This is a genomic window from Mycobacterium novum (assembly GCF_010726505.1).
GTDB classification, from domain to species: Bacteria; Actinomycetota; Actinomycetes; order Mycobacteriales; family Mycobacteriaceae; genus Mycobacterium; species Mycobacterium algericum.
The window spans coordinates 386,009-408,997 of sequence record NZ_AP022562.1; the positions used below are offsets into that span (position 1 = coordinate 386,009).

At 67.7% G+C, this 22,989-nt stretch carries 18 protein-coding genes and 1 pseudogene; 8 read left to right on the forward strand and 11 right to left on the reverse strand.

Annotated elements, in window-relative coordinates; genetic code table 11:
- Window positions 1-58 precede the first annotated feature (58 nt).
- Together G6N19_RS01780 and G6N19_RS01785 are read left to right on the forward strand one after the other, a co-directional pair.
- Window positions 59-1,825, forward strand: coding sequence for a (2,3-dihydroxybenzoyl)adenylate synthase (locus tag G6N19_RS01780; protein WP_232062493.1), 1,767 nt, complete (start codon window positions 59-61; stop codon window positions 1,823-1,825).
- Window positions 1,822-6,978 (forward strand): type I polyketide synthase, encoded by a 5,157-nt coding sequence (locus G6N19_RS01785; protein WP_193465663.1) that lies wholly within the window; start codon window positions 1,822-1,824, stop codon window positions 6,976-6,978. Before G6N19_RS01780 ends, G6N19_RS01785 begins: the two co-directional genes overlap by 4 nt.
- A gap of 48 nt (window positions 6,979-7,026) precedes the next feature.
- Here the strand turns inward: G6N19_RS01785 and G6N19_RS01790 are convergent, their stop codons facing one another.
- The 3 genes from G6N19_RS01790 to G6N19_RS01800 all read right to left on the reverse strand — a co-directional run bounded on the left by G6N19_RS01790 (window position 7,027) and on the right by G6N19_RS01800 (window position 8,937).
- Window positions 7,027-7,296, reverse strand: coding sequence for a metal-sensitive transcriptional regulator (locus tag G6N19_RS01790; RefSeq protein ID WP_013828462.1), 270 nt, complete (start codon window positions 7,294-7,296; stop codon window positions 7,027-7,029).
- 115 nt (window positions 7,297-7,411) lie between these two features.
- Complete coding sequence (locus G6N19_RS01795) at window positions 7,412-7,906, reverse strand: hemerythrin domain-containing protein (protein ID WP_013828461.1); 495 nt, start codon at window positions 7,904-7,906, stop codon at window positions 7,412-7,414.
- On the reverse strand, window positions 7,903-8,937 hold the full coding sequence (locus tag G6N19_RS01800; protein ID WP_081465500.1) for a Rieske 2Fe-2S domain-containing protein: 1,035 nt from the start codon (window positions 8,935-8,937) through the stop codon (window positions 7,903-7,905). Before G6N19_RS01800 ends, G6N19_RS01795 begins: the two co-directional genes overlap by 4 nt.
- Before the next feature lie 513 nt (window positions 8,938-9,450).
- Here G6N19_RS01800 and G6N19_RS01805 point away from each other — a divergent pair.
- Window positions 9,451-9,705, forward strand: coding sequence for a hypothetical protein (locus G6N19_RS01805; RefSeq protein WP_408632458.1), 255 nt, complete (start codon window positions 9,451-9,453; stop codon window positions 9,703-9,705).
- 22 nt (window positions 9,706-9,727) lie between these two features.
- Here the strand turns inward: G6N19_RS01805 and hemW are convergent, their stop codons facing one another.
- The 3 genes from hemW to G6N19_RS01820 are packed head-to-tail and all read right to left on the reverse strand — an operon-like array spanning window position 9,728 to window position 11,902.
- Window positions 9,728-10,906: a radical SAM family heme chaperone HemW gene (gene hemW, locus G6N19_RS01810; RefSeq protein ID WP_232062495.1), complete on the reverse strand. Its 1,179-nt coding sequence runs from the start codon at window positions 10,904-10,906 to the stop codon at window positions 9,728-9,730.
- 49 nt (window positions 10,907-10,955) lie between these two features.
- Complete coding sequence (locus tag G6N19_RS01815; protein WP_013828457.1) at window positions 10,956-11,363, reverse strand: transglycosylase family protein; 408 nt, start codon at window positions 11,361-11,363, stop codon at window positions 10,956-10,958.
- A complete protein-coding gene (locus G6N19_RS01820; protein ID WP_232062497.1) occupies window positions 11,360-11,902 on the reverse strand; it encodes a hypothetical protein in 543 nt (180 codons plus the stop codon). The genes G6N19_RS01815 and G6N19_RS01820 overlap by 4 nt, the downstream gene beginning before the upstream one ends.
- 414 nt (window positions 11,903-12,316) lie before the next feature.
- Between G6N19_RS01820 and G6N19_RS01825 the strand changes: the two genes are divergently transcribed.
- The 4 genes and pseudogenes from G6N19_RS01825 to G6N19_RS01840 all read left to right on the forward strand — a co-directional run bounded on the left by G6N19_RS01825 (window position 12,317) and on the right by G6N19_RS01840 (window position 16,408).
- Window positions 12,317-13,996, forward strand: a complete 1,680-nt coding sequence (locus tag G6N19_RS01825; RefSeq protein WP_013828455.1) for a nitrite/sulfite reductase — start codon at window positions 12,317-12,319, stop codon at window positions 13,994-13,996.
- Complete coding sequence (locus G6N19_RS01830) at window positions 13,993-14,724, forward strand: phosphoadenylyl-sulfate reductase (RefSeq protein ID WP_013828454.1); 732 nt, start codon at window positions 13,993-13,995, stop codon at window positions 14,722-14,724. The genes G6N19_RS01825 and G6N19_RS01830 overlap by 4 nt, the downstream gene beginning before the upstream one ends.
- Entirely contained in the window at window positions 14,714-15,436 is a 723-nt protein-coding gene (locus G6N19_RS01835; RefSeq protein WP_041317611.1) for a sirohydrochlorin chelatase, read from the forward strand. Before G6N19_RS01830 ends, G6N19_RS01835 begins: the two co-directional genes overlap by 11 nt.
- A gap of 136 nt (window positions 15,437-15,572) precedes the next feature.
- Window positions 15,573-16,408 (forward strand): annotated as a pseudogene (locus G6N19_RS01840) (iron reductase).
- Window positions 16,409-16,415: 7 nt separating this feature from the next.
- Here G6N19_RS01840 and G6N19_RS01845 read toward each other — a convergent pair.
- The 5 genes from G6N19_RS01845 to G6N19_RS01865 form a co-directional block, all read right to left on the reverse strand.
- Window positions 16,416-17,447: a sulfate/molybdate ABC transporter ATP-binding protein gene (locus tag G6N19_RS01845; protein ID WP_013828451.1), complete on the reverse strand. Its 1,032-nt coding sequence runs from the start codon at window positions 17,445-17,447 to the stop codon at window positions 16,416-16,418.
- Entirely contained in the window at window positions 17,444-18,259 is an 816-nt protein-coding gene (gene cysW, locus G6N19_RS01850; RefSeq protein ID WP_193465664.1) for a sulfate ABC transporter permease subunit CysW, read from the reverse strand. Before cysW ends, G6N19_RS01845 begins: the two co-directional genes overlap by 4 nt.
- Complete coding sequence (gene cysT, locus G6N19_RS01855) at window positions 18,259-19,116, reverse strand: sulfate ABC transporter permease subunit CysT (protein ID WP_013828449.1); 858 nt, start codon at window positions 19,114-19,116, stop codon at window positions 18,259-18,261. The genes cysW and cysT overlap by 1 nt, the downstream gene beginning before the upstream one ends.
- Window positions 19,113-20,132, reverse strand: a complete 1,020-nt coding sequence (locus tag G6N19_RS01860) for an extracellular solute-binding protein (protein WP_193465665.1) — start codon at window positions 20,130-20,132, stop codon at window positions 19,113-19,115. The genes cysT and G6N19_RS01860 overlap by 4 nt, the downstream gene beginning before the upstream one ends.
- A 436-nt stretch (window positions 20,133-20,568) precedes the next feature.
- The gene (locus G6N19_RS01865) at window positions 20,569-20,772 is read right to left on the reverse strand and encodes a hypothetical protein (RefSeq protein WP_443093857.1); all 204 of its coding nucleotides are present in this window, start codon (window positions 20,770-20,772) and stop codon (window positions 20,569-20,571) included.
- Window positions 20,773-20,930: 158 nt separating this feature from the next.
- Between G6N19_RS01865 and G6N19_RS01870 the strand changes: the two genes are divergently transcribed.
- On the forward strand, window positions 20,931-22,982 hold the full coding sequence (locus G6N19_RS01870; protein ID WP_013828446.1) for a glycoside hydrolase family 15 protein: 2,052 nt from the start codon (window positions 20,931-20,933) through the stop codon (window positions 22,980-22,982).
- The last annotated feature ends 7 nt before the right edge of the window (window positions 22,983-22,989 follow it).

Genomic DNA, 22,989 nt, shown 5'->3' on the forward strand with positions numbered 1-22,989 from the left:
GCTATCTCATGGGGTCGCTCGCACACCACCATGATTGACCGAGGGGTGGTTCGACTGGATGGGTGCTGTGCTCCAGCCCGAACCCGGCGGTTCAGCGAGGCTCGACGAAGGAGAGCCGAAGCTGGGACCGCCGCATCAACACCGCGGTTCAGCGAGGCTCGACGAAGGAGAGCCGAAGCTGGGACCGCCGCATCAACACCGTGGACTCTTCGCCGGCTTCACGCCCTTCCCGGCTGACCGCGCCGCCGAGTATCGACAAGCGGGTTACTGGACCGGACGCCCCTTGGACTCGATCCTCACCGAGGCGGCGAGCAACTGGCCACAGCGGCCCGCTGTCATCGATGCGGGCCGCAGCTATTCCTTTGCCGAACTCGATTCGGCTGCTGACCGATTCGCGGCAGGCCTGGCGCGGCTCGGCATCGCTGCAGGCGATCGTGTACTGCTTCAGCTGCCGAACTCGACGCAATTCGCGCTGGCGTTTTTCGGCGTATTGCGGGCCGGCGCCGTGCCGGTGATGTGCTTGCCGGGTCACCGTGCCGCCGAGCTGGGCCACTTCGCCGACGTGAGTGACGCGGTGGCTCTGATAATCGCCGACCGTGCAGGCGGTTTCGACTACCGCGAACTTGCCGCGCGCGTCACCGAGGGCCGCTCGAGGCTGCAGCACGTCATCGTCGATGGAGATCCCGGACCGTTCACTGTGTGGTCGACAGTCGCCCAATGCGCAGGCCCCGCCGTCCAGCGTGCCGATGTCGACACCACCACGCCCGCTCTGCTGCTGGTATCGGGCGGTACGACCGGCATGCCCAAGCTCATTCCCCGCACCCATGACGACTACCTCTACAACACGACGGCCTGCGCTCAGGCGTGCGGACTGACCGGGGACGACGTCTACCTGGTGGCGCTGCCCGCCGGTCATAACTTTCCGCTGGGATGCCCGGGAATGTTGGGCGCGATGACGGTGGGCGCCGCCACGGTGTTCACCGCCGATCCCAGCCCCGAAGCCGCTTTTGCGCTGATCCACCGGCACGGCGTGACCGCTACCGCGTTGGTCAACGCCTTGGCGAAGTTGTGGGCGCAGGCCTGCGATTGGGAGCCGAACCCGCCGACAGCGCTGCGATTGCTGCAAGTGGGTGGATCACGGATGGCGCCCGACGAAGCCCGCTATCTCCGAGAGACCCTGGGTCCGGGACTGCAGCAGATTTTCGGAATGGCCGAGGGGATGCTGAATTTCACTCGCCCCGGCGACCCCGTCGAGGTCGTCGAGCAGACCCAGGGCCGGCCGATGTCACCGCACGACGAACTGCGCGTCGTGGACGACAACGGCGAGGACGTGGCCCCGGGCGAGGAAGGCGAACTGCTGGTCCGCGGACCGTACACCCTCAACGGCTACTACCGGGCGGATCAGGCCAATGCGCGGTCGTTCAGCCCCGATGGATTCTTCCGGACCGGAGACCAGGTGCGTATCTTTGCCGACGGTCCGCTCGCCGGCAACGTCGAAGTCACCGGGCGGATCAAGGACGTGATCCACCGTGGCGGGGAGACCGTTTCGGCGTCCGACATCGAGGAGCACATCCTTACCCATCCGGCCGTCTCGGCTGCCGCGGCGATCGCGCTGCCAGATGAATTTCTGGGTGAAAAGATCTGCGCCGCAGTGATCTTCAAGAGCGAACAGATCTCCCTCGCCGAACTCAACCGCCACCTGGACGAGCGCGGAGTCTCTGCCCATTCGCGCCCGGACATGCTCGTTGCGATGCCCTCGCTGCCCATCACCGCCGTCGGGAAGGTCGACAAGAAGCAGATCGTCGCCCAGGTGGGCAGCAGATGACGACGCACGGCGCCCACCGGAACGCCATCCCCTCCAACGACACTGCCGAACCTATCGCCATCATCGGCATCGGATGCCGACTGGCCGGTGATGTCACCACACCGGCGGACTTCTGGCGGTTTCTGCTCGACGGTCGCAGTGCGGTTCGGCAGGTACCTGCCGAACGCTGGGAGCCGTATCTGCGGCGTGACCCGCGAAACGCCGCGGTGCTGCGGGACACCACACCGTGGGGCACCTTCTTAGACGATCTTGCCGGCTTCGACGCGGAGTTCTTCGGCGTCTCGCCGCGCGAGGCCGAACTGATGGATCCGCAGCAGCGTCTCGCGCTCGAAGTGTGCTGGGAGGCACTCGAACACGCCGGGATCGCGCCGCGGTCGTTGGCGGGCAGCGACACCGCCGTGTTGATGGGGGTCAACGCCGACGACTACGGCAAGTTGATCATGGAAGACCTGCCCGGTATCGAGGCCTGGGCCGGCATCGGAACAGCACTGTGCGGAGTCGCCAACCGGGTCTCACACCTACTTGATCTTCGTGGTCCCAGTGTCGCCCTCGACGCGGCGTGCGCCGCGTCGTTGGTGGCGGTACATCAAGCGTGTCAGCAATTGCGTACCGGTGAAACGTCACTTGCGCTGGCAGGCGGTGTGAGCGCGCTGATCGGGCCGGGTTTGACCCGGGTACTCGATCAGGCCGGTGCCACCGCACCGGACGGTCGGTCCAAGACCTTCGACATGGCGGCCGACGGCTACGGCCGCGGAGAGGGCGCGGCGGTGGTGGTCCTCAAGCGTCTCGACGACGCCAGGCGGGACGGCAACCCGGTGCTGGCCGTGGTCCGTGGTGGCGCTGTCGCCCATGACGGCAACACGCCGGGCATCATGTCGCCAAACGGTAGGGCCCAGGAAGATCTGTTCCGGCTTGCCTGCGCATCCGCCGGCATCGAGCCCACCAGCGTTGACTTCGTCGAGGCGCACGGGACCGGTACACCGGTCGGCGATCGGGTCGAGCTGGCCGCTCTTGCGGCGGTATACGGCGCCGGACGCCCCTCGAACGCGCCCTGCCTGATCGGATCGGTGAAGCCCAATACGGGCCACCTCGAAGGCGGGGCGGGGGTAGTCGGCCTCATCAAGGCGGCGCTGGCGCTCCATCAGGAGACGATCCCGCCGACAGCCGGGATCAGCAAACTCACGACAGCCATCGACTGGGCGGACAGCTGCCTGCGGGTGGCCACCGAAGTCGAGGCCTGGCCCCGACAGCCGGACAGCCGGCGCCGCGCCGCGGTGTGCAGTTACGGCTATGGGGGCACCATCGCCCACATCATCCTGGAAGAAGCACCACCGCGGCCCGCCGAGCACCTCGGGCCGGTCACGGCGCCCGCTGCCGTGCCGGTCGTCGTTCCGATCTCGGCGCGCACGCACGCCCGCCTCGCTCGCCAGGCCGATGCATTGGCCGACCACCTGCGAGCCCGCGACTGCTCCGTGGATCAGGTGGCGGCGACACTGTGGACCCGACGCTCGCACGAACGGATCCGCGCGGCCGTGCTCGCCGACAACTGCGACGAGCTGGTGGGCGGTCTGGACTCGCTGGCAAACGACGGGCAACAGCCCGCCGTGGTCACCGGCGCGGTGGTTTCCGGCGCACGGGACGGCGCCGTCTGGGTTTTCTCCGGCCACGGATCGCACTGGGAGGGCATGGGCAGCGAACTGCTGGCACATGAGCCCGCCTTCGCCGCGGTCATCGACGAGATCGATCCGGTGTTTCAAGCTGAGTTGGGATTCTCCGCCCGGCAAGCGCTGAGCACCGGTGAACTGGGCGCCACCGATCGGGTGCAGGCGTTGACCTTCGCGATTCAAGCCGGGCTCGCCGCATTGTTGGCCGAGCGCGGCGTGCGGCCCGCAGCCATCATCGGTCATTCGGTCGGCGAGGTCGCCGCATGCGTGGCAGCCGGTGTTCTCGACTTGGCGCAGGGAGCCAAAGTGGCGTGCTACCGGGCGCGCGGTTTCAGACACGTCGCCGGACACGGGGCGATGGCGCTGGTGGGGCTCTCACTCGAGGAGGCACAACGGCGGCTGTGCCAGCGCAGCGACGTGGTCGCGGCGATCAGCGCCACACCTGAGTCCGCGGTGGTCTCCGGCACCGTCGAGGCCATCGAGCAGATCTGCCAACGCTGTTCGGACGACGGCATTTCGGCGCGTCGGGTGAACACCGACGTGGCCTTCCACAGCCCGCAGATGGACGCACTCACCGACGACCTTGCCCGGCTTACCGCAGGGCTCCCGCCGGCCGATGAACCCGCCGTCCCGCTGTACACGACCGCGCTGGCCGATCCTCGCTCGACGGCACCCCGCGACTCGCGCTATTGGGTGGCCAACCTACGGGGTCAAGTGCGCTTCGCTGAGGCCGTTATCGCCGCGGCCGAGGACGGGCACCGACTGTTTCTGGAGATATCAGCCCATCCGGTGGTCTCGCACTCGATTGCCGAAACGTTGTCACACCTCGGGCTCGACGAGCACGGCGTGGTCCCCACTCTCCGACGTCAGCAGCCCGAGCTGCGTGCGGTCACCCGTGCGCTGGCTTCGCTGTACTGCCACGGGGCGCCGTTTCCGCACGGCGTCACGGCCACCTCGCCCTGGACCGACAACCTGCCGGTCACCCAATGGGAGCATCAGCACTTGTGGCGCACCCCGACTCCCCCGCCGTCCGGCGGTGGGATTCACGACGTCGATTCCCACACGCTCCTGGGCGGCCAAGTGGATATCACCAGCGCCGTTCCCACCCGCATGTGGCAGACCCGACTGGATATGTCCAACCGGCCCTATCCCGGCGATCATCCCGTGCAGGGTACGGAGATCGTGCCCGCCGCCGTTCTGCTGAACACGATGCTGACCGCCGCCACAACGGATTTGGCGGATGTGCGGCTGCGCACGCCGGTCGCACCCGGACGGACCCGCGATATCCAGGTGGTGTTGCAGGAGCACTGCCTGAGCCTGGCCTCACGCCTCGTGGATTCAGACGACGCGCCTACCGCGGGTGGTTGGCTGACCCACTGCACCGCGGTGGCCGAGATCAACAACGACGGCGCGGCGCCGGTCTTCGAACTACCGGCCGTGCAACGACGTTGCACGGAGGTGTTGCCTTCGACCCATGTCACCGACCTCCTGGAATCGCTCGGTGTCACCGCCATGGGATTCGAGTGGGAGATCCTGGAACTACGTTGCGGCGACGGTGAATTGCTGGCGCGGGTCAACGCCGAGCCGGACGGATCGACTCCGGCGACCTGGGCCGGACTTCTCGATGCCGCGACGTCGACGGCGTCGGTCCTTTTCAGCGACCCCGGACGCCTCAAGATGCCGGCGCGTATCGAGCGGGTGGCGGTGCACGGCCCGCCTTGTGGCGAGGCCCTGCTCCACGCGCGGCGCCGCGCAGCAGGAGCGATCACCGACGTCGTGATCACTGACCGCGCCGGCACGGTGCTGGCCTCGATGACCGGGTTGGCCTTCGAAGATCTCGAGCGTTCGACAGAACGTGAATCCAGCCGCCTGGTACACAGATTGGCGTGGCACCCGACACCCTGGCGTGACACCGATCGCCCCGACCACGTCACCTTGATCGGCGGCACCGACGAAACGCGAGCATGGTGTACGCGCGATCTGGCCGCTGCCGGAGTGCCTACCCGCAGCGTCGCAGACCCTGCGGAGCTGCCGTCCGGTGACGCAGGCTCTGGTTCCGGTGCCGTGGTCCTGGTATTGACCGAGCCGCGCGATGAGCCGAGGGTGTCCATCGAATTGGTCCTGCGGACACTGAAATGTCTGGTAGGACAGGGCTCTAAGGCACGGCTTTGGGTGCTGACCCGAAACGTGCATGAAGGCACCGATATCGAGCAGGCGCCGCTATGGGGTCTGTCCCGGGTGGCCGCGGCCGAACACCCCCAACTCTGGGGCGGTGTCTTGGACCTGTTTGAGGAGCTGTCCGAGCCCCACCTGCCCGTGCCCGCGCTGAGTTCTCTGACCGGACACGGGGTGGTCGTGGTGCGTGACGGCATCGCCTACACCGCCCGCCTGGCGTCCGCGCCGTGCGTCGGTGAATCGATGCATTGCTCGCCGGGCGGTACCTACTTGATCACCGGGGGCACCGGCGCCCTCGGACGGCAGATGGCCCACCGGTTGGTCGATCTCGGCGCCAGGCGCCTGGTGCTCGTGTCGCGTTCGGGGATGCCGGACAGGACAGTTGCGGATGCCCCGACCAACCCGGGGTTGGTCCAGACGGTCCGATCGCTGGAGGAACGCGGGGTGTTCGTGCGGGTGGCCGCCACCGACATCGGTGCAGCCGGGGCTGCGGCGGCCCTGCAACACGCGTTGAGGGATCTGCCGCCGGTACTCGGTGTGGTGCATGCAGCCGGTATCGAGACCGGTGCGCTGCTGACTGACACCACGCTTGCCCAGGTCGACGCTTCCATGCACGCAAAAGTCACCGGCGCACGGGTGCTTGATGAAGTGTTCCCGCCGGGGACGCTGAACTGGATGCTGCTGTTCTCGTCATGTGGCTATCTCACCGGCTTTCCGGGTCAGGGCGCCTACGCGTGCGGAAATGCGTTTCTCGATGCGTTCGCCCGGCAACGCCGCAACCTCGGCGACCGAACCATCAGCGTCGCCTGGACCGCGTGGCGTGGTCTGGGGATGGGGTCGACCTCCGAGTACGTTGCCGCGCAGCTCGAGTCCATGGGCATGGAAACCATCAGCGCCGACGACGCGATGTGGGCCTTGGACCTGGCGATGCGCGATGACCAAGCCAACACTGTCGTACTGCCGGTCACGCCGCTCGCGGCGTCGGTGGCCATGCTTGCCGACATCGCTCCCGCGGAATCCGACGTCGTCGAATCGCAGGATCCGGTGCAGGCGGGCTTGCCCGAGGATCCCGCCGAGGCCTCCGATTGGGTGGCGGAACGGGTATCCGCCGCGATAGCGGGCCAACTCGGTCTCCCCGACGACGGCGTAGACCCCCACCTTCCGTTGATCGAAATGGGCGTCGACTCGATCATGACCGTCGCCGTGCGACGTCGATTGGAGAAGCAGATCGGGCTGACGCTGTCGCCGACGCTGCTGTGGGAGCATCCGACGGCGGCCGCGGTGACGAAAAAGATCCTCGAACTGCTCGCGTAACCCTCGGCCCGGATTCGATGACGCAGTAGCGCGCCTCGGATCCCCCCGTTAGGCCAGGGCGAGGAACAGTTTTTCGAGTTCCTCCTCGGTGAGCGGGGCTTTTCCGCTGTCGGATTCGCCGGTCAGGCATTCGCGAAGCCCACTGGCGACGATCTTGAAACCTGCCCGATCCAGCGCGCGCGAGACCGCGGCAAGCTGCGTGACGACTTCCTTGCAGTCCCGGCCGCTTTCAATCATCGCGATCACGCCGGCAAGCTGGCCGTGGGCACGGCGCAGCCGGTTCAACACCGCCTTGAGGCTCTCGTCGTCACCAACCACGTCAGACCCTTCCCGCACCAACCATTTATACCCTGCAGGGTATCCCACCCGACGGGTGTCAGCTGGATTCAACGGACGGCGACCGGGTACGGCGCCGCGGTGGCTGTGCGCACACTCAGCCCGGCATCAGTGCCAGGAACTTCGCCCGCGCCTTGACGTGCAGCTGCTCGAATCTGGAGTTGCGCTGCCGCTCCATCTCCGCGAGCATCCGGTTGCCCAGCTCGTCCAACTCGGCGTCGGTCAGGTCGATCGGCGCAGGCGGAGGCACCAGATCGCGCTCCTCCTCGTCGGCGTGCGCCTCCAAGACGATGAGGAAGGAATTCCACTCGTCCACGTGGCGCGGTGAGTGGGCCGGTGTCCGCAGCGCCACCGCAAGCTGGTCGTAGATCTGCCGGTGTTCGGCGTGCGCGATCGCGATCAGCCGGCTGGCCGCCGCCAGCGCCGGATAGTAGATGTCATCCTCGATGCGCATGTGGATGGTGAACTCCCGCAGGAGTTCATCGAGGATCGCCTGGCGCTCGACCGATCCGACCGGGGCGGCCTTGAACCTGCCACCCAGGCCCCGCAGCACGTTGTGGTGATCCCGCAATACGTCGTAGGCGTTGCTCACTGTGCGATCTCCTTAACGTCCGAAGCGTCCGGGATTTCCGGGCATGGCACAGCTGCCGAGTCCAGGTACTTCTCCCGGGCCACGCCGAGCGGGGTCGGGGCGCCATCGCGCAGTTCGACCATCCCGTCGCGTAGCCGCGCCTGGTAACAGGGCAGCGGCGAGGCCGCCGGTCCGCGCACCACCGCACCGGTCTGCACGTCGAACTGCGAGCCGTGCCACGGGCAGACGACCCGGCCTCGGTCGAGCCAACCGTCCGCCATAGGCGCGGCCAGGTGCGGGCACAGACCGGCGAACGCCGACACCTGCTCGCCGTCACGGCACACCACTACGCCCACGCCGTCGACCTCGACCCGCTTGAGCCGCTGGTCCGCCGGCAGTTCCGCCTCCGGAAGCACCGGGGTCCAGTCGTCGATGCGCAGCCGGTCACCGGACTGATCCATGCCGATACCGGAACCGAACACCAGCGCGCCTCCCAAAAAGCCACTGCCGCTGGTGATCCCGTAGCCGATCGCACTGGTCACGATCCCGCGCAGCTGCCGTCCCCGGTGCCGGTCCCGCCAGGACTGGAGGTACAGGCCCGTCGCGACCAGATTCAGCACCCCGTGCACCAGGCCGATCCGCCGATCGTTTTCGTGGGTGTGCTGCCAGTCGGTCACACCGGTGGCCGCGGCGGCGAAGTTGGCCAGGATCCCCAGACCCAGGGCGCGCTGGGCGAACCGGGACGCATCGAGCATCTCGGTCGACGACTTGGCCGGCAACAGACTCAGCGCGTCCAAGGCCACCGTCGTCCCGATGGCACCCGTGGTCAGCGAGGCCAGCGGCGGATGTACCGGGTGACCGAGCCAGACGCCGTTCAAGAAGTTGGTCACCCGGTTCCGTGCCCCGCCGAACGCGTTGAACACGAAGCTCAGCACATTCTCCAGCCGGTAGCTCGGCCGATCGAGCCACTCCTGACGCCCGAGAAACTCCAGCAGCCGGCCGCCCACGCCGTGCGCCCGGTTCGGGGCGCGTCGCGCCCGTTGAACTGCCATCCCGTTGGCCCTCCATCCCATCTCGCGGCTTCCTCAGTTGCGGTATTACCGCGCGAGTGTATCCGCATTTGCGGTTCACAACAAACCGCGGATTGCGATATTGCTGCCGCGTCGGCTGTCCACGTGGCCACCACCGTGGCCGCCGGTTTCGCTGTGCCGCGATAACTGTTGCATACCAGTTATTTTCGTAACCGATCAGGTCGCCATAGCTCCCAGCAGAAGAAAGCTTCCAGCTTGATGTCAAGCTTGCTGTGAATCCATTGTCAGCGGTATTGCCGACGCACAACATGCGGTGATCTCGCGCCCTTTATCCGCAGATCGGGATCTCTATCTTCCACCTCGGAGCCAATCGGCCCGGGCCCGCCGGATCGTGACGCTCACCGCTGCACCACTGGCGCGGTGATGTGTTACGGGCATTCACGATTCGGTCTCGGTCCTCACACAACGGTTGGCAAGGCGGGCGTCGGTATGGAATATGGAGTCATGCTAAGTATTCGAAAGTTCGTGGGTTCGATGTTCATAGCGACAGCCGCGGCGGCGATCGCCGTCGCCCCGACCGGCGTGATGGCGATGAGCGCACCGGCGGTTGTGGCCCAACCGCACGGTGCCGGCGGCCCCGACGGCAACGGCGGCGGCAGCGGCTGTGGTCACGACGCCGGCTGGCAGGGCTGCGGCGGCTTCATTCCCGGCCAGGGCGGCTTCGGTCACGGCTGCATCGGCGGAGTCTGCGGCAGCTGGGACGGCGGCCGCGGCTGGTTCAGCGGCTGACCTGTCGCTCCCGCTCCGGCGGCTACCCCAGCAGCGAACGCACCACCGCATCGGCCAGCAACCGCCCGCGATCGGTGAGCACCAGCCGATCGCCATCGACGCACAGTAAGCCATCGTCGACGGCGGACTCGGCGCGTTCCCGCTCACCCGGGTCCAGAACCGCCAGCGCCAGCCCCTCGCGCATGCGTAACCCCAACATCACCTCTTCGGTGTGCCGGTCGGCCTCGGAGAGCTCCTCGAAACCCGCGATCGGCAGCGTCATCTCACCCAGGAGCTGCGCGTAGGCGTTGGGGTGCTTGACGTTCCAAAAACGCAGCGTGCCGTCGTAGCCGTGAGCACCCGGGCCCGCGCCCCACCATCGGCCGCCGCTCCAGTAGCCCAGATTGTGCCGGCAGGCCGCTCCGGCCCGGCCCCAGTTCGACACCTCGTACCAGTCCATCCCGGCTGCCCGAAGCCGGCTGTCGACCAGCTCGTAGCGATGCGCCATCACGTCGTTGTCGGGCACCGGGAGTTCGCCGCGCCGCACCCGACGGGCCAGCGCGGTGCCGTCCTCGACGATCAGGCTGTAGGCCGAGACGTGGTCGACGCCTGCCTCCAGCGCGGCGTCCACCGAGCGAAGCAGATCATCTTCGGTTTCACCCGGGGTGCCGTAGATCAAGTCGATGTTGAGGTGTTCGAAGCCGGCGGCGCTCGCTTCGCGCGCGGCGGCCACCGGCCGGCCCGGCGAGTGGATGCGGTCCAGGGTGGCCAGCACCCGCGGCGACACCGACTGCATGCCCAGCGACACCCGGGTGTAGCCGGCGGCCAGGATCGATTCGAAGAACTCCGGCGACGTCGACTCGGGGTTCGCCTCGGTGGTGACCTCGGCGTCGTCGGAGAGCCCGAAGTGCTCCCGCACATGATCGAGCACCGCCGCCAGCCGCGCTGAGCCCAGCAGCGATGGTGTGCCGCCGCCGACGAACACGGTGTCGGCGCGCGGGCCGCCCAGCCGGGCGGCGGCCAGCTCCAGTTCCCTGGCCAGCGCCGCCACCCAGGCGTCGGGGTTGGCCCCGCCCAGTTCGGCCGGGGTGTAGGTGTTGAAGTCGCAGTATCCGCAGCGGGTGAAGCAGAACGGGACGTGCACATACACCCCGAACGGGCCGTGCTGGTCAAACCGGGCCGGCGCCAGTTCGGGCAGCGCTACCGCGGTCGCGGTGGTCATAGGGCCCGATCATCCCACGACGCCGGGGACGCCGCTGGCGGGTAGCTGCTCAGTCGGCCGGTACGCCCGGCCCTCCGCTGTCCTCGAACAGTGCCGACAGATAGTGGGTCAGCGAGCCGACCGGGGCCGCCCCGGCACCGGTGGTGGCCGCGGCGCCGCGGGACGCGCAGGCCGGCCAGGCGCCGGGCCCCTCGCTGGCCATGATGCGCTTGGCCACGGCGATCTGCTGCTGCCGGCTGGCGTCCGACGGGAGCCCGACTCCGCCGTTGGCGTCCCAGGTCGCGGCACTGATCTGCAATCCGCCGTAACCGCCGTTGCCGGAATCGGCCGCCCAGTCGCCACCGGATTCACAGTTGGCGATGGCCTCCCAGTTGATCGGCTCGGCGTGGGCCGCCGCTGTCAGTTCGGCGGTACCGATCAGCAGCGCACCGGCCGCCAGCGCTGTGAGTTTCCTCATACCAACTCAACCTTGCTGGCCAGCCACCGGCCGTCGATCCGGTCCATGGTCATCCGGATCCGGCTGCGGTCCATCACGGGTTCGGGGTTGTCGGCGTTGCGTACCGCCTGGTTGACCAGCAGCACCACCACGGCATGGTTCCGGTCGGCGGATTTGACCACCGCCTCGGCGACGTGGCCGCGGGCGGTCGCCTTGTTGTCGATCAGCAGCTGGCGCTGCCTGGCCGCGGACCGGGCGTGCATCGCGTCGAACTCTCCGGTGGCGCCGTCGGCGATGTCGGCGAAGTTCCGGTCGACGTCGTCCGCGTCGATGTCGGTCAGCCGCAACACATATGCCTCGGCGACATCGAGGGCTTGCTGGCCGGCGACATGAGTTTCGTAGTGCTGCGCGGCCAGCCAACCGCCGCCGCCCACCGCGGCGACCAGGGTCGCGATGGCCAGCCAGCGTCGCAGCATGGCGCGTCCGTTGGTCCGCGGCGGCGGTTCAGGCGCCGGTGGCGGTTCCCACACCGGCTCCCATCCGAAGTCGACGACACTCACCTGTCCCACCCGCCTTCCGATCGGCTTCCAATCAGCTCGTTGTGTGCGGTCCGCATCCCGGTCCGTACCGGCCCGGGCTGTCCCGGTCCGGTCCTCCCGTACCGACCGCTTCGCCCTCGGGCCCCAACTGAGTTTTACGCACGCTGATCACAACTTTGCGCCGGTAAGGAAGATTTTCGGCATCCATGGCATAATCGCCCGTGTGACTGCCGCCTACTGCACCGCATCCGGGGTTGCCTTGGTGGCTCGGCGGCACATCGATTTCAAGCGGGTTTGCACCTGTCGCTGTCTGCCTTGATGTCGTAGAACCGCCCACCTGTACTTTCCCAGCTGGCCGCCGGATCTGCGCCGCCGGACTCAGCCACCGGTGACCTGCGCTCAATCCCTGCCGGCTCCTTTTCCGAAGGAGAATCGATGACCGCCACCCCGTCCGCGCCGAGCAAGGGCCGGCAGCGCAGCGAGGCCCAGTGGGCGCTCGGTGAGACCGAACCGGTCAACAGCAACGAGCAGTTCAAGAAGGACGACCCGGCGCTCAATGTGCAGGCGCGCATCATCGACGTCTACTCCAAGCAGGGCTTCGACAGCATCCCCAAGGACGACCTGCGTGGCCGGTTCCGCTGGATGGGTCTCTACACCCAGCGTGAGCAGGGTTACGACGGCACCTTCACTGGCGATGAGAACGCCGACCTGCTGGAGGCCAAATACTTCATGATGCGGGTGCGCTGCGACGGCAAGGCGCTGTCGGCCACCGCGATGCGCACCCTCGGTCAGATCTCGGTCGATTACGCCCGCGGCACCGCCGACATCACCGACCGGCAGAACCTGCAATACCACTGGATCGAGATCGAGAAGGTTCCCGAGATCTGGGATCAACTGGCCGCCGTCGGTCTGCAGACCCTGGAGGCCTGCGGCGACTGCCCGCGCGGCATGCTGGGCTCGCCGCTGGCCGGGGAGTCCCTCGATGAGGTGCTCGACGCCTCCCCCGCGCTCGACGAGATCGTCCGGCGCTACATCGGCAAGGCCGAGTACGCCAACCTGCCGCGCAAGTACAAGACCGCGGTATCGGGCCTGCAGGACGTCGCCCACGAGATCAACGACATCTCCTTCATCGGCGTCAACCATCCCGAGCACGGCCCCGGCCTGGACCTGTGGGTCGGAGGCGGCCTGTCGACCAACCCGATGCTGGCCAAGCGGCTCGGCGCGTGGGTGCCGCTGGACGAGGTCCCGGACGTCTGGGAAGCCGTCACCCGGGTCTTCCGCGACTACGGCTACCGCCGGCTGCGGTCCAAGGCCCGGCTGAAGTTCCTGGTCAAGGACTGGGGTGTGGAAAAATTCCGGGAAGTTCTCGAAACCGAGTACCTGGGCCGCAAGCTGATCGACGGCCCGGCGCCCACGCAGCCCACCGCGACCATCGACCACGTCGGGGTGCAGAAGCTCCGCAACGGCCACAACGCGGTCGGGGTGGCCCCGATCTCCGGCCGGGTCAACGGCGCCACGCTGCTCAAGATCGCCGAACTGATGGAGCAGGTCGGTACCGACCGCGCCCGGTTCACCCCGTATCAGAAGCTGATCATCCTCGACGTCCCCGACGAGAAGCTCGACGGCCTGCTGGCCGAACTCGATGCGCTGGGCCTGCCAGCCGACCCGTCGCCGTGGCGGCGCAACCTGATGGCCTGCACCGGCCTGGAGTTCTGCAAGCTGTCGTTCGTCGAGACCCGGGTGCGCGCGCAGAGTCTGGTGCCCGAACTCGAGCAGCGGCTGGATGACCTCAATGCGCTGTTGGACGTCCCGGTCACCGTCAACATCAACGGTTGCCCCAACTCGTGCGCCCGCATTCAGGTGGCCGACATCGGGTTTAAGGGCCAGATGATCGACGACGGTAACGGCAACTCGGTCCCGGGTTTCCAGGTGCACCTCGGCGGCAGCCTGGGCGCCGACAGCGGTTTCGGCCGAAAGCTGCGTCAGCACAAGGTGTTCAACGACGACCTCGGTGACTACATCGACCGGGTGGTGCGCAACTTCATCAAGCAGCGCAACGCCGGCGAGCGATTCGCGCAGTGGGCGGTGCGGGCCGAGGAAGACGACCTGCGATGAGGCCTCATAGCGAAGACGAGCTGCGCGAACTGGCCGCCAAGGGTGCGGCCGAACTCGACGGCGCCACCGCCACCGAGCTGCTGGAGTGGACCGAGGCGAACTTCGGCGGGGTGAATGGCCCGCGCGGCGGCGCGACGTGCAACTACGTGGTGGCCTCCAATATGGCCGACGCGGTGCTGGTGGATCTGGCGGCCAAGGTCCGCGCCGGGGTTCCGGTACTGTTCCTCGACACCGGGTACCACTTCGCCGAGACCATCGGCACCCGCGATGCCGTCGAGGCGATGTACGACATCCAGTTGGTCAACGTGACCCCGGAGCAGACCGTCGCCGAGCAGGACGCCGGCCACGGCAAGGATCTGTTCGCGTCGAATCCGGCGCTGTGCTGCCGGCTGCGCAAGGTCGAACCGCTGGCCCGCACGCTGGGCGGCTACTCGGCGTGGGTGACCGGGCTGCGCCGGGTGGAGGCGCCGACCCGGGCCAACGCCCCGCTGATCAGCTTCGACGAGCAATTCGGTCTGGTGAAAATCAACCCCATCGCGGCCTGGAGCGACGAGGAGATGGACGCCTACATCGCCGAGCACAACGTCCTGGTCAACCCGCTGGTGGACGAGGGCTACCCGTCGATCGGGTGCGCGCCGTGCACCGTCAAACCGGCGGCCGGCGCCGATCCGCGCAGCGGCCGCTGGGCCGGTAGTGCCAAGACCGAATGCGGGCTCCATGCTTCGTGACGCATTCAGGACCACAGTGGTCTTGACGGCGCACGGCAGCCGGGATCCGCGCTCGGCCGCCAACACCCGGGCGATCGCCGGGCACCTGCGCCGGGTGGCGCCCGAACATGATGTGCGGGTGGCGTTCTGCGAACACAACGCCCCGAATTTGCGCGACGTGCTCGCCGACGTCGGCGACGACGCCATCGTGGTGCCGTTCCTGTTGGCCAGCGCGTACCACGCCCGCATCGACATCCCGGGGATGATCGAAGAATCCGGGGCGGCCGTCCGGGTGGCTCCCACGCTGGGCGAAGACCGTCGACTGGTGCAGGTGCTCGGTGAGCGGCTGACGTCGGCCGGGGCGTCGCGGTTCGACCCGCAGCTGGGTGTAGTGGCGGTCGCGGTCGGATCGTCGGATGCTGCCGCCAACGCGGGCACCGCACGCGTCGCCGACCGGTTGTCGCGCGGAACCCGTTGGGCGGGTGTAGAAATGGCTTTCGCCACCATGGCGGGCTCGGTGCCGCAGGCAGTTGAGCGGCTCCAGGCGCGCGGCGCCGAGCGGCTGATGATCGCGCCGTGGTTCCTGGCGCACGGCACGATCACCGACGGCATCGCCGAATACGCGCGCCGCGAGGGCATTCCGATGGCCGAGCCGCTCGGCGCGCACCGCCTGGTGGCCGCGACCGTGCTGGACCGGGTGGAGACGGCGCTGGCCGATCGCCTCGCAGCCTGACGGGACCTCGAACCACACGCGCAATAGTGAAAGCGATCACAGCTGCTCCGCCCATGGATGGTCTTGAGTATGGTTAGCCTAACCTACTTAAGGAGGTCCGGTGGCGCCGAGGGGCGAGAACCCACTCACCGCGGGAATGGACGATCAACGGCCACTGGCACTGCATGAATCCTGCCAGCGCCTTCGTGAACTACATCCGCTGTACCCACGAACCTACGGTGTCGCGGTGCTGGCCGAGGTCAACAAGCGTCGCTGGTGCCCGATGGACTCCGTCCTGACCATCGACCGGCTGGGCAGCGTCTTCGACGAGACTGCCACGGTCGCGGGCCGGCGCATGGCGGGAAATCTGCTGGCGGGCCGGCTGACCCACGAAGTGCTCGGGCGGGTGCTACCGGTGGTGCTGCTGGAGGGCAGAGCATGGGACACCGGCCTGGAGAACCTGTGGGTGCACTTCGACAGCGACAACGACATCGACTGGGCGGCCGTGGTGGATCCCACGATGCGTGTACTTCCCGACGACCCGGCCATCGGGCATGATGGCCGCCCCCTGCACCGGGACGCGGTGGTGGTGTTGCCGACGAGTCGGCCCTGATCACCTGGGTGGCACACCGGTGCCACCGCGCCCTGGCGCCACTGTTCGTCTGGCTACACGGGGTGAGCGAACGAGCGGTTCCCGTCGCCTCGATGTGGCAGGCCGTGGGCTCGGCGGTGGTCATGGCCGCCTCCCAGCTCCGGCGCCTCCCGGGCAACAACGAGGCTGTCAGCTTCCGGCGCAGCCAGGCCATGCTCGACGTGATGGCCGGATTCGGTCTGCCGGTACGCGGGACGACCGCGCCGTCCCGACGGGTGGAATCGCTGGCATGCACGCTGGCAGCACATGAGCGCCCGCAACCGGCGGGACGGCACCTGCGGGCGCTGAGCCATGTCCCCGCGCCGGCCGCCGCGGGCCGCGGCGACCGAACCCCACGATGACGGCCGGCTACGCCGTCACCGACGCGTCAGTGATCGGCGTCTCCGCCAGCGGCGGCACCCGGGTGGCCCGCACATAGACGGTGTCCCCTTCGACCAAGGCCAGCGCCTCGGCGTCGCCACGGGTGATCTGGGCGATGAAGGGCGCATGGGTGGCGGCGTTGATCAGCTCGACACGGACCTCGAAGCCCAGCGCCACCACCCGGTGCACTACCGCGCGCAGCACCGCGGACGCCTCGTCGGTGTCGCCGGCGGCGGCCACCGCCATCTCCGGGGTGCGACCGACCCGGATGTCGTGCGGGCGCACCAGGGCGCCGTTGAGCGAGGACACCGCCCCGAGGAACGACATCACGAACGCGTTCGCCGGAGCGTCATAGACCTCGGTCGGGGAGCCGAGCTGTTCAATACGGCCCTGATTGAGTACCGCGATACGGTCCGCGACATCCAGCGCCTCGGCTTGGTCGTGGGTGACGAGCACCGTGGTGACGTGGACCTCCTCGTGCAGCCGGCGCAGCCACGCCCGCAGATCCTCCCGGACCTTGGCGTCCAATGCCCCGAACGGCTCGTCGAGCAGCAACACCTGCGGGTCCACCGCCAATGCCCGCGCCAACGCCATCCGCTGCCGCTGCCCACCGGAGAGCTGGTTGGGGTAGCGGGCCTGAAACCCGCTGAGCCCGACCACTTCCAGCAGGTTGTCCACCTTCTCCTTGACCTCGGACTTGGGCCGCTTGCGGATCTTGAGCCCGAACGCCACGTTGTCGCGCACCGTCATGTGCTTGAACGCCGCATAGTGCTGGAACACGAATCCGATGCCGCGCCGCTGCGGCGGGACACCGGTGACGTCGACGCCGTTGATCGTCACCGTTCCGCTGTCCGGGTGGTCCAGGCCGGCGATCGCCCGCAACAGTGTGGACTTGCCCGAACCGCTGGGACCCAGCAGTGCGGTGAGGGACCCGGACGGCACCGCGAAGTCGACGTTGTCAAGTGCAACGAAGTCGCCGTAGCGTTTGTTGGCTCCGCGCACGGTGATCGCGTCGGTCATCTGCTCCCCTTCCCGGCCCGCCGCATGTCAAGCGCGACAGAGACGATCAACACCAGCGCCGAAACCGTCATCAGCAGCGTCGATAAGGCGTAGGCACCGTATTCGGCGCCGCGGTTGTAGCGGTCGGACACCAGCAGTGTCAGCGTCTGGGATGTGCCGGGCAGATTGGATGACACGATCAACACCGCGCCGTACTCGCCCAGGGTGCGCGCCACGGTCAGCACGATTCCGTAGGTCAGTCCCCACCGGATGGACGGCAGTGTGATCCGCCAGAACGTCTGCCACGAGCTCGAACCCAGCGTTGCGGCCGCTTCCTCCATATCGGTGCCCAGTTCGTGCAGCACCGGTTCGACTTCCCGAATCACGAACGGCAGGGTGACGAAAATGCTGGCCAGCACGATGCCGGGCAGGCCGAAGATGATCTTGAGACCCCAGTTGTTCTCCACGAAACCCAGCAACCCGGCCGATCCCCACAGCACGATCAGCGCGACACCGACGATGACCGGCGACACCGCGAAAGGCAGGTCGATGATCGCCTGGAGCGCTCCCTTGCCGCGGAACCTGTTGCGGGCCAGCACCAGTGCCGTCGGGATACCGAAGGCGACGTTCAGCGGCACCACGATCGCCACCACCAGCAGCGACAGCTGCAACGCCGAAATCGCGGCCGGAGTGGAGATGTAGGCGAAGAAATGTCCGAATCCGGGCGCGAAGCTGCGCCACAGGATCAAAGACACCGGAACGATCAGCAACAGGCCGATGTAGGTCAGCGCCAGAAAGCGGATGAGGTAACGGACTTTCGGTGACGGTGTCATCAGGACCGCTCCTGTCGCTTGGCCACCCGCGCACCCAGCACCCGCAGTGCCAGCAACACCAAGAACGAAACCGTGAGCAGTACAAGGGAGATCGCCGCGGCTCCGGTGCGGTCGTCGTTCTCGATCAGGGTCCGGATCCACTGCGAGGACACCTCGGTCTTACCGGGCACCGCCCCACCGATCAACACCACCGAGCCGAATTCGCCGATGGCCCGGGAGAACGCCAGGCCCGCTCCGGTCAGCAGCGCCGGAGTCAACGACGGCAACACCACCGAACGAAAGATCGTCGCACCGGAGGCGCCCAGCGACGCGGCGGCCTCCTCGACCTCCCGATCGATCTCCAACAGCACCGGTTGCACCGCGCGCACCACGAACGGCAGCGTGACGAAGGCCAGCGCCAAACCGACGCCCCAGGCGGTGTGCTGCAGGTGCACGTTGACCGGGCTGGCCGGGCCGTACAACGCCAGCATCACCAGGCTGGCGACGATGGTGGGCAACGCGAACGGCAGGTCGATGATGACGTCGATGAAACGCTTGCCGACGAAGTCGTCACGCACCAGCACCCAGGCGATCAGCAGCCCGAACGCGAGGTTGACAACGGTGACCCCGGTCGCGATCGTCAGCGTCACCCGGAAGGACTCCAGCGCGGCGTGCGAGGTGACCGCCAGCCGGAACGCCTGCCAGCCACCACCGGCGGCCTGCCAGCTCACCGCGGCCAGCGGCGCCAGCACGATCAGCGACAGCCACACCACCGCAGCACCCACCCGCAGCGAGACGCCTTCGCGATGCACCCCGGTGTGCACCGGCGGCTCGTCTCCGCCGGTGCGGGTCGCCTCGGTGACCACGATCTCGGTCATCCGGTGGCCCGGGTGTAGATCTTGGTGATGGCGCCGCTGTCCTTGTCGAACAGGCCGCCGTCGACGACCTCCCAGCCGCCCAGATCGGCGACCGTCCACAGCTTGTCCGGCGCCGGGAACTCCTCGCGGAACTCCGCCGCCACGCCCGGGTCGACCGGACGGAAGCCCGCCTGCGCCCACAGCCGTTGCGCGGCGGGCGTGTACTGGAAGTTCTTGAACGCGGTGACAGTGTCGAGGTGTCGGCTGGAGGTCACCACCGCCAGCGGATTCTCGATCTTGAACGTCTGCGACGGATTCACGTGCTCCACCGGTTTGCCCTTGCGCTCGACGGCGATCGCCTCATTCTCGTAGCTGATCAACACGTCGCCGCTGCCCTGCAGGAACACATCGGTGGCCTCCCGTCCCGAGCCCGGGCGCAGCTTGACATGGTCGGTGACGAGTCTGTCGACGAAGTCCAGGCCCGCCTGCGGATTCTTGCCACCCTCACTCTTGACGGCGTACGGGGCCAGCAGATTCCACTTCGCCGATCCGGAGCTCAGCGGGCTGGGAGTGATGACCTCGATGCCGGGCGCCAGGAGGTCGTCCCAGCCCTTGATGTGCTTGGGATTGCCCTGCCGCACCATCAGGGTCACCACCGAGCCGAACGGGATGCCCTTGGTGACGTCGGCGTTCCAGTCCTCGCCGATCTTGCCGGCGTTGACCAGCCTGGTGATGTCGGGTTCCACGGAGAAGTTCACGATGTCGGCGGGCTTGCCGTTGGCAACGCCACGGGACTGGTCGCCCGAGGCTCCGTAGGAGGTGACGACCTGCACGTCGGCGCCCGCCTCGGTGTCGTAGAAGGCCGGGATCACCTTGCTCCAGCCGGGTTCGGGCACCGCGTATGCCACCAGGGTCAACGTGGTGTGAGCGTCGGACCGTTCGCCGCCGCCCACGACGTCGCTGGGGCCGCCGCCGCACCCGGCGATCAGAATGGCGGCCAGACCGAGGGCAGCGCGGCGGGTGGCGGTGTGAGGCATTGGTGACCTTTCCGTGCAGACTGAGGAAATCGGTTCCCGTCGCGTGGCAAAGGTGGTGGCCCGATGAATGAGAAGCCGGGCATTGCGACCCCAGAGCGCCGACGGGCGGGAGTCAGCGACAACAGTGCACGTCGGCCACAGCGCAAGTACCCACGGCGACATACACCCGGAGGGCCGGGCCGCGGCACACTCCATCACCGGACGCTGCGAACATGCGGGGAAGCCTAACAGAACCCCGCGGTTCAGTGAGGCTCGACGGAGGAGCGCCGAAGCTGGAACCGCGGTATGAACCCCGCGGTTCAGCGAGGCTCGACGGAGGAGCGCCGAAGCTGGAACCGCGGTATGAACCCCCGGCAGTTCAGCGGGTCAGCAGCCAGCTGACGATCACCAGCGCGATCAATCCGACCAGAATCAACGTCACCTGCGAGCGCGGCATCTACCGGGCCTCGCCGTCGTCGGGGCGGACCCGTTCCAGTACCCGAATCCCCTGCCCCAGCATCGCGTCCAGGACCACCGCCAGGATGTAGGCCAACGCCAGTACCACCGGCATCACCACTGCGGTCTGGATCACGAAGCCGAGTCCGGACAGCCACAGCTCAACGCCGTCCCACCAGCTCAGGAAGCCAACCACCCCGCCCACCTTAGCGGCGATCGCGAGCGCGGCGAAGCCGGGCGAAGCGGATCACCGCCATCAGCACCGCGGCGATCGAAGCGGATCACCGCCATCAGCACCGCGGCGATCGCCGACAAGGGGCGGGTCAGGTGGACTCACGGCAGGGCGCCAGAGATGATGTCGGAATGGTCCTGCACACCCCGCCGGGCGATGCACCCGACAAGACCGCTCCCGAAGTCACCGGAAAAGCCTCCGATGCCCGTGTCGCGACCAAAATGACCCCGCCATTGTCGGCCACTGCGCCGGTGCCTTATACGGCGGCGCCGGGGCAGGTCCGCAACTCGTTCCCACCGATCGCCGACTATGCGTTTCTGTCGGACTGCGAAACGAACTGCCTGATCTCGGCGGCCGGCTCGGTGGAGTGGATGTGCGTGCCACGGCCCGACTCCCCCAGCGTCTTCGGGTCGATCCTGGACCGCAGCGCCGGGCACTTTCGGCTCGGACCGTACGGGGTTTCGGTGCCTGCGGCGCGGCGTTACCTTCCCGGCAGTCCCATCATGGAGACCACCTGGCAGACCCACACCGGCTGGCTGATCGTGCGCGACGCGCTGGTGATGGGCAAGTGGCACGACATCGAGGCGCGGTCGCAGACCCACCGGCGAACCCCTACCGACTGGGACGCCGAGCACATCCTGTTGCGCACGGTGCGCTGCGTCAGCGGCACCGTCGAATTGACCATGAGCTGCGAACCGGCGTTCGACTACCACCGCACCAGCGCCACCTGGGAGTACTCGTCCAACGCCTACGGCGAGGCGATCGCGCGGGCCCGGCAGAACCCGGACGCCCACCCGACACTGCGGTTGACGACGAATCTGCGGCTGGGTCTGGAAGGCCGCGAGGCGCGGGCCCGCACCCGGCTGACCGAGGGCGACGACGTGTTCGTGGCGTTGAGCTGGTCCCGACACCCGGCACCGCAGACTTACGCCGAGGCCGCCGACAAGATGTGGAACACCACCGAGTGCTGGCGGCAGTGGATCAACATCGGCAACTTCCCCGATCATCCGTGGCGGTCCTACCTGCAGCGCAGTGCGCTGACGCTGAAGGGACTGACCTATTCGCCGACCGGCGCCCTGCTGGCCGCAGCCACCACGTCGCTACCGGAAACCCCACAGGGCGAACGCAATTGGGATTACCGCTACGCCTGGGTGCGCGATTCGACTTTCGCATTGTGGGGTCTCTACACACTGGGGCTGGACCGCGAGGCCGACGATTTCTTCTCGTTCATCGCCGATGTGTCCGGCGCCAATAACGGCCAGCAGCGCCCGCTGCAAGTGATGTATGGCGTCGGCGGCGAACACGAACTCGCCGAAGAGGAACTGGAGCATCTGTCGGGCTACGACAACGCTCGCCCGGTGCGAATCGGCAACGGCGCCTACAACCAGCGGCAGCACGACATCTGGGGCACCATGCTCGACTCGGTGTATTTGCACGCCAAGTCCCGCGAACAGATCCCCGAAACGCTGTGGCCGGTGCTCAAACGTCAGGTGGAGGAAGCCATCGACCACTGGCGCGAACCGGATCGCGGAATCTGGGAGGTCCGCGGCGAACCGCAGCACTTCACCTCGTCGAAGGTGATGTGCTGGGTGGCGCTGGATCGCGGCTCGAAGCTGGCCGAGTTGCAGGGCGAGGTCTCCTACGCCCGGCAGTGGCGGGTGATCGCCGAGGAGATCAAGGCCGACGTGCTGGCCAACGGGGTGGATTCGCGAGGTGTGCTGACGCAGAGTTACGGCAGCGATGCGCTGGACGCCTCACTGCTGCTCGTGGTGCTCACCCGGTTCTTGCCGGCCGACGATCCGCGGGTGCGTGCCACCGTGATGGCGATCGCCGAGGAACTCACCGAGGACGGCCTGGTGCTGCGCTACCGGACCGAGGAGACCGACGATGGCCTGTCCGGCACCGAGGGCACCTTCACGATCTGCTCGTTCTGGCTGGTTTCGGCGCTGGTGGAGATCGGTGAGGTCAGCCAGGCCAAGCATCTGTGCGAGCGACTGCTGTCGTTCGCCAGCCCGCTGCACCTGTATGCCGAGGAGATCGAGCCGCGCACCGGTCGGCACCTGGGCAACTTCCCCCAGGCGTTCACTCACCTGGCGCTGATCAACGCCGTGGTGCACGTAATCCGCGCCGAAGAAGAGGCCGACTCCACCGGGGGCTTCCAACCCGCGAACGCACCCAACTAGGGGCGGC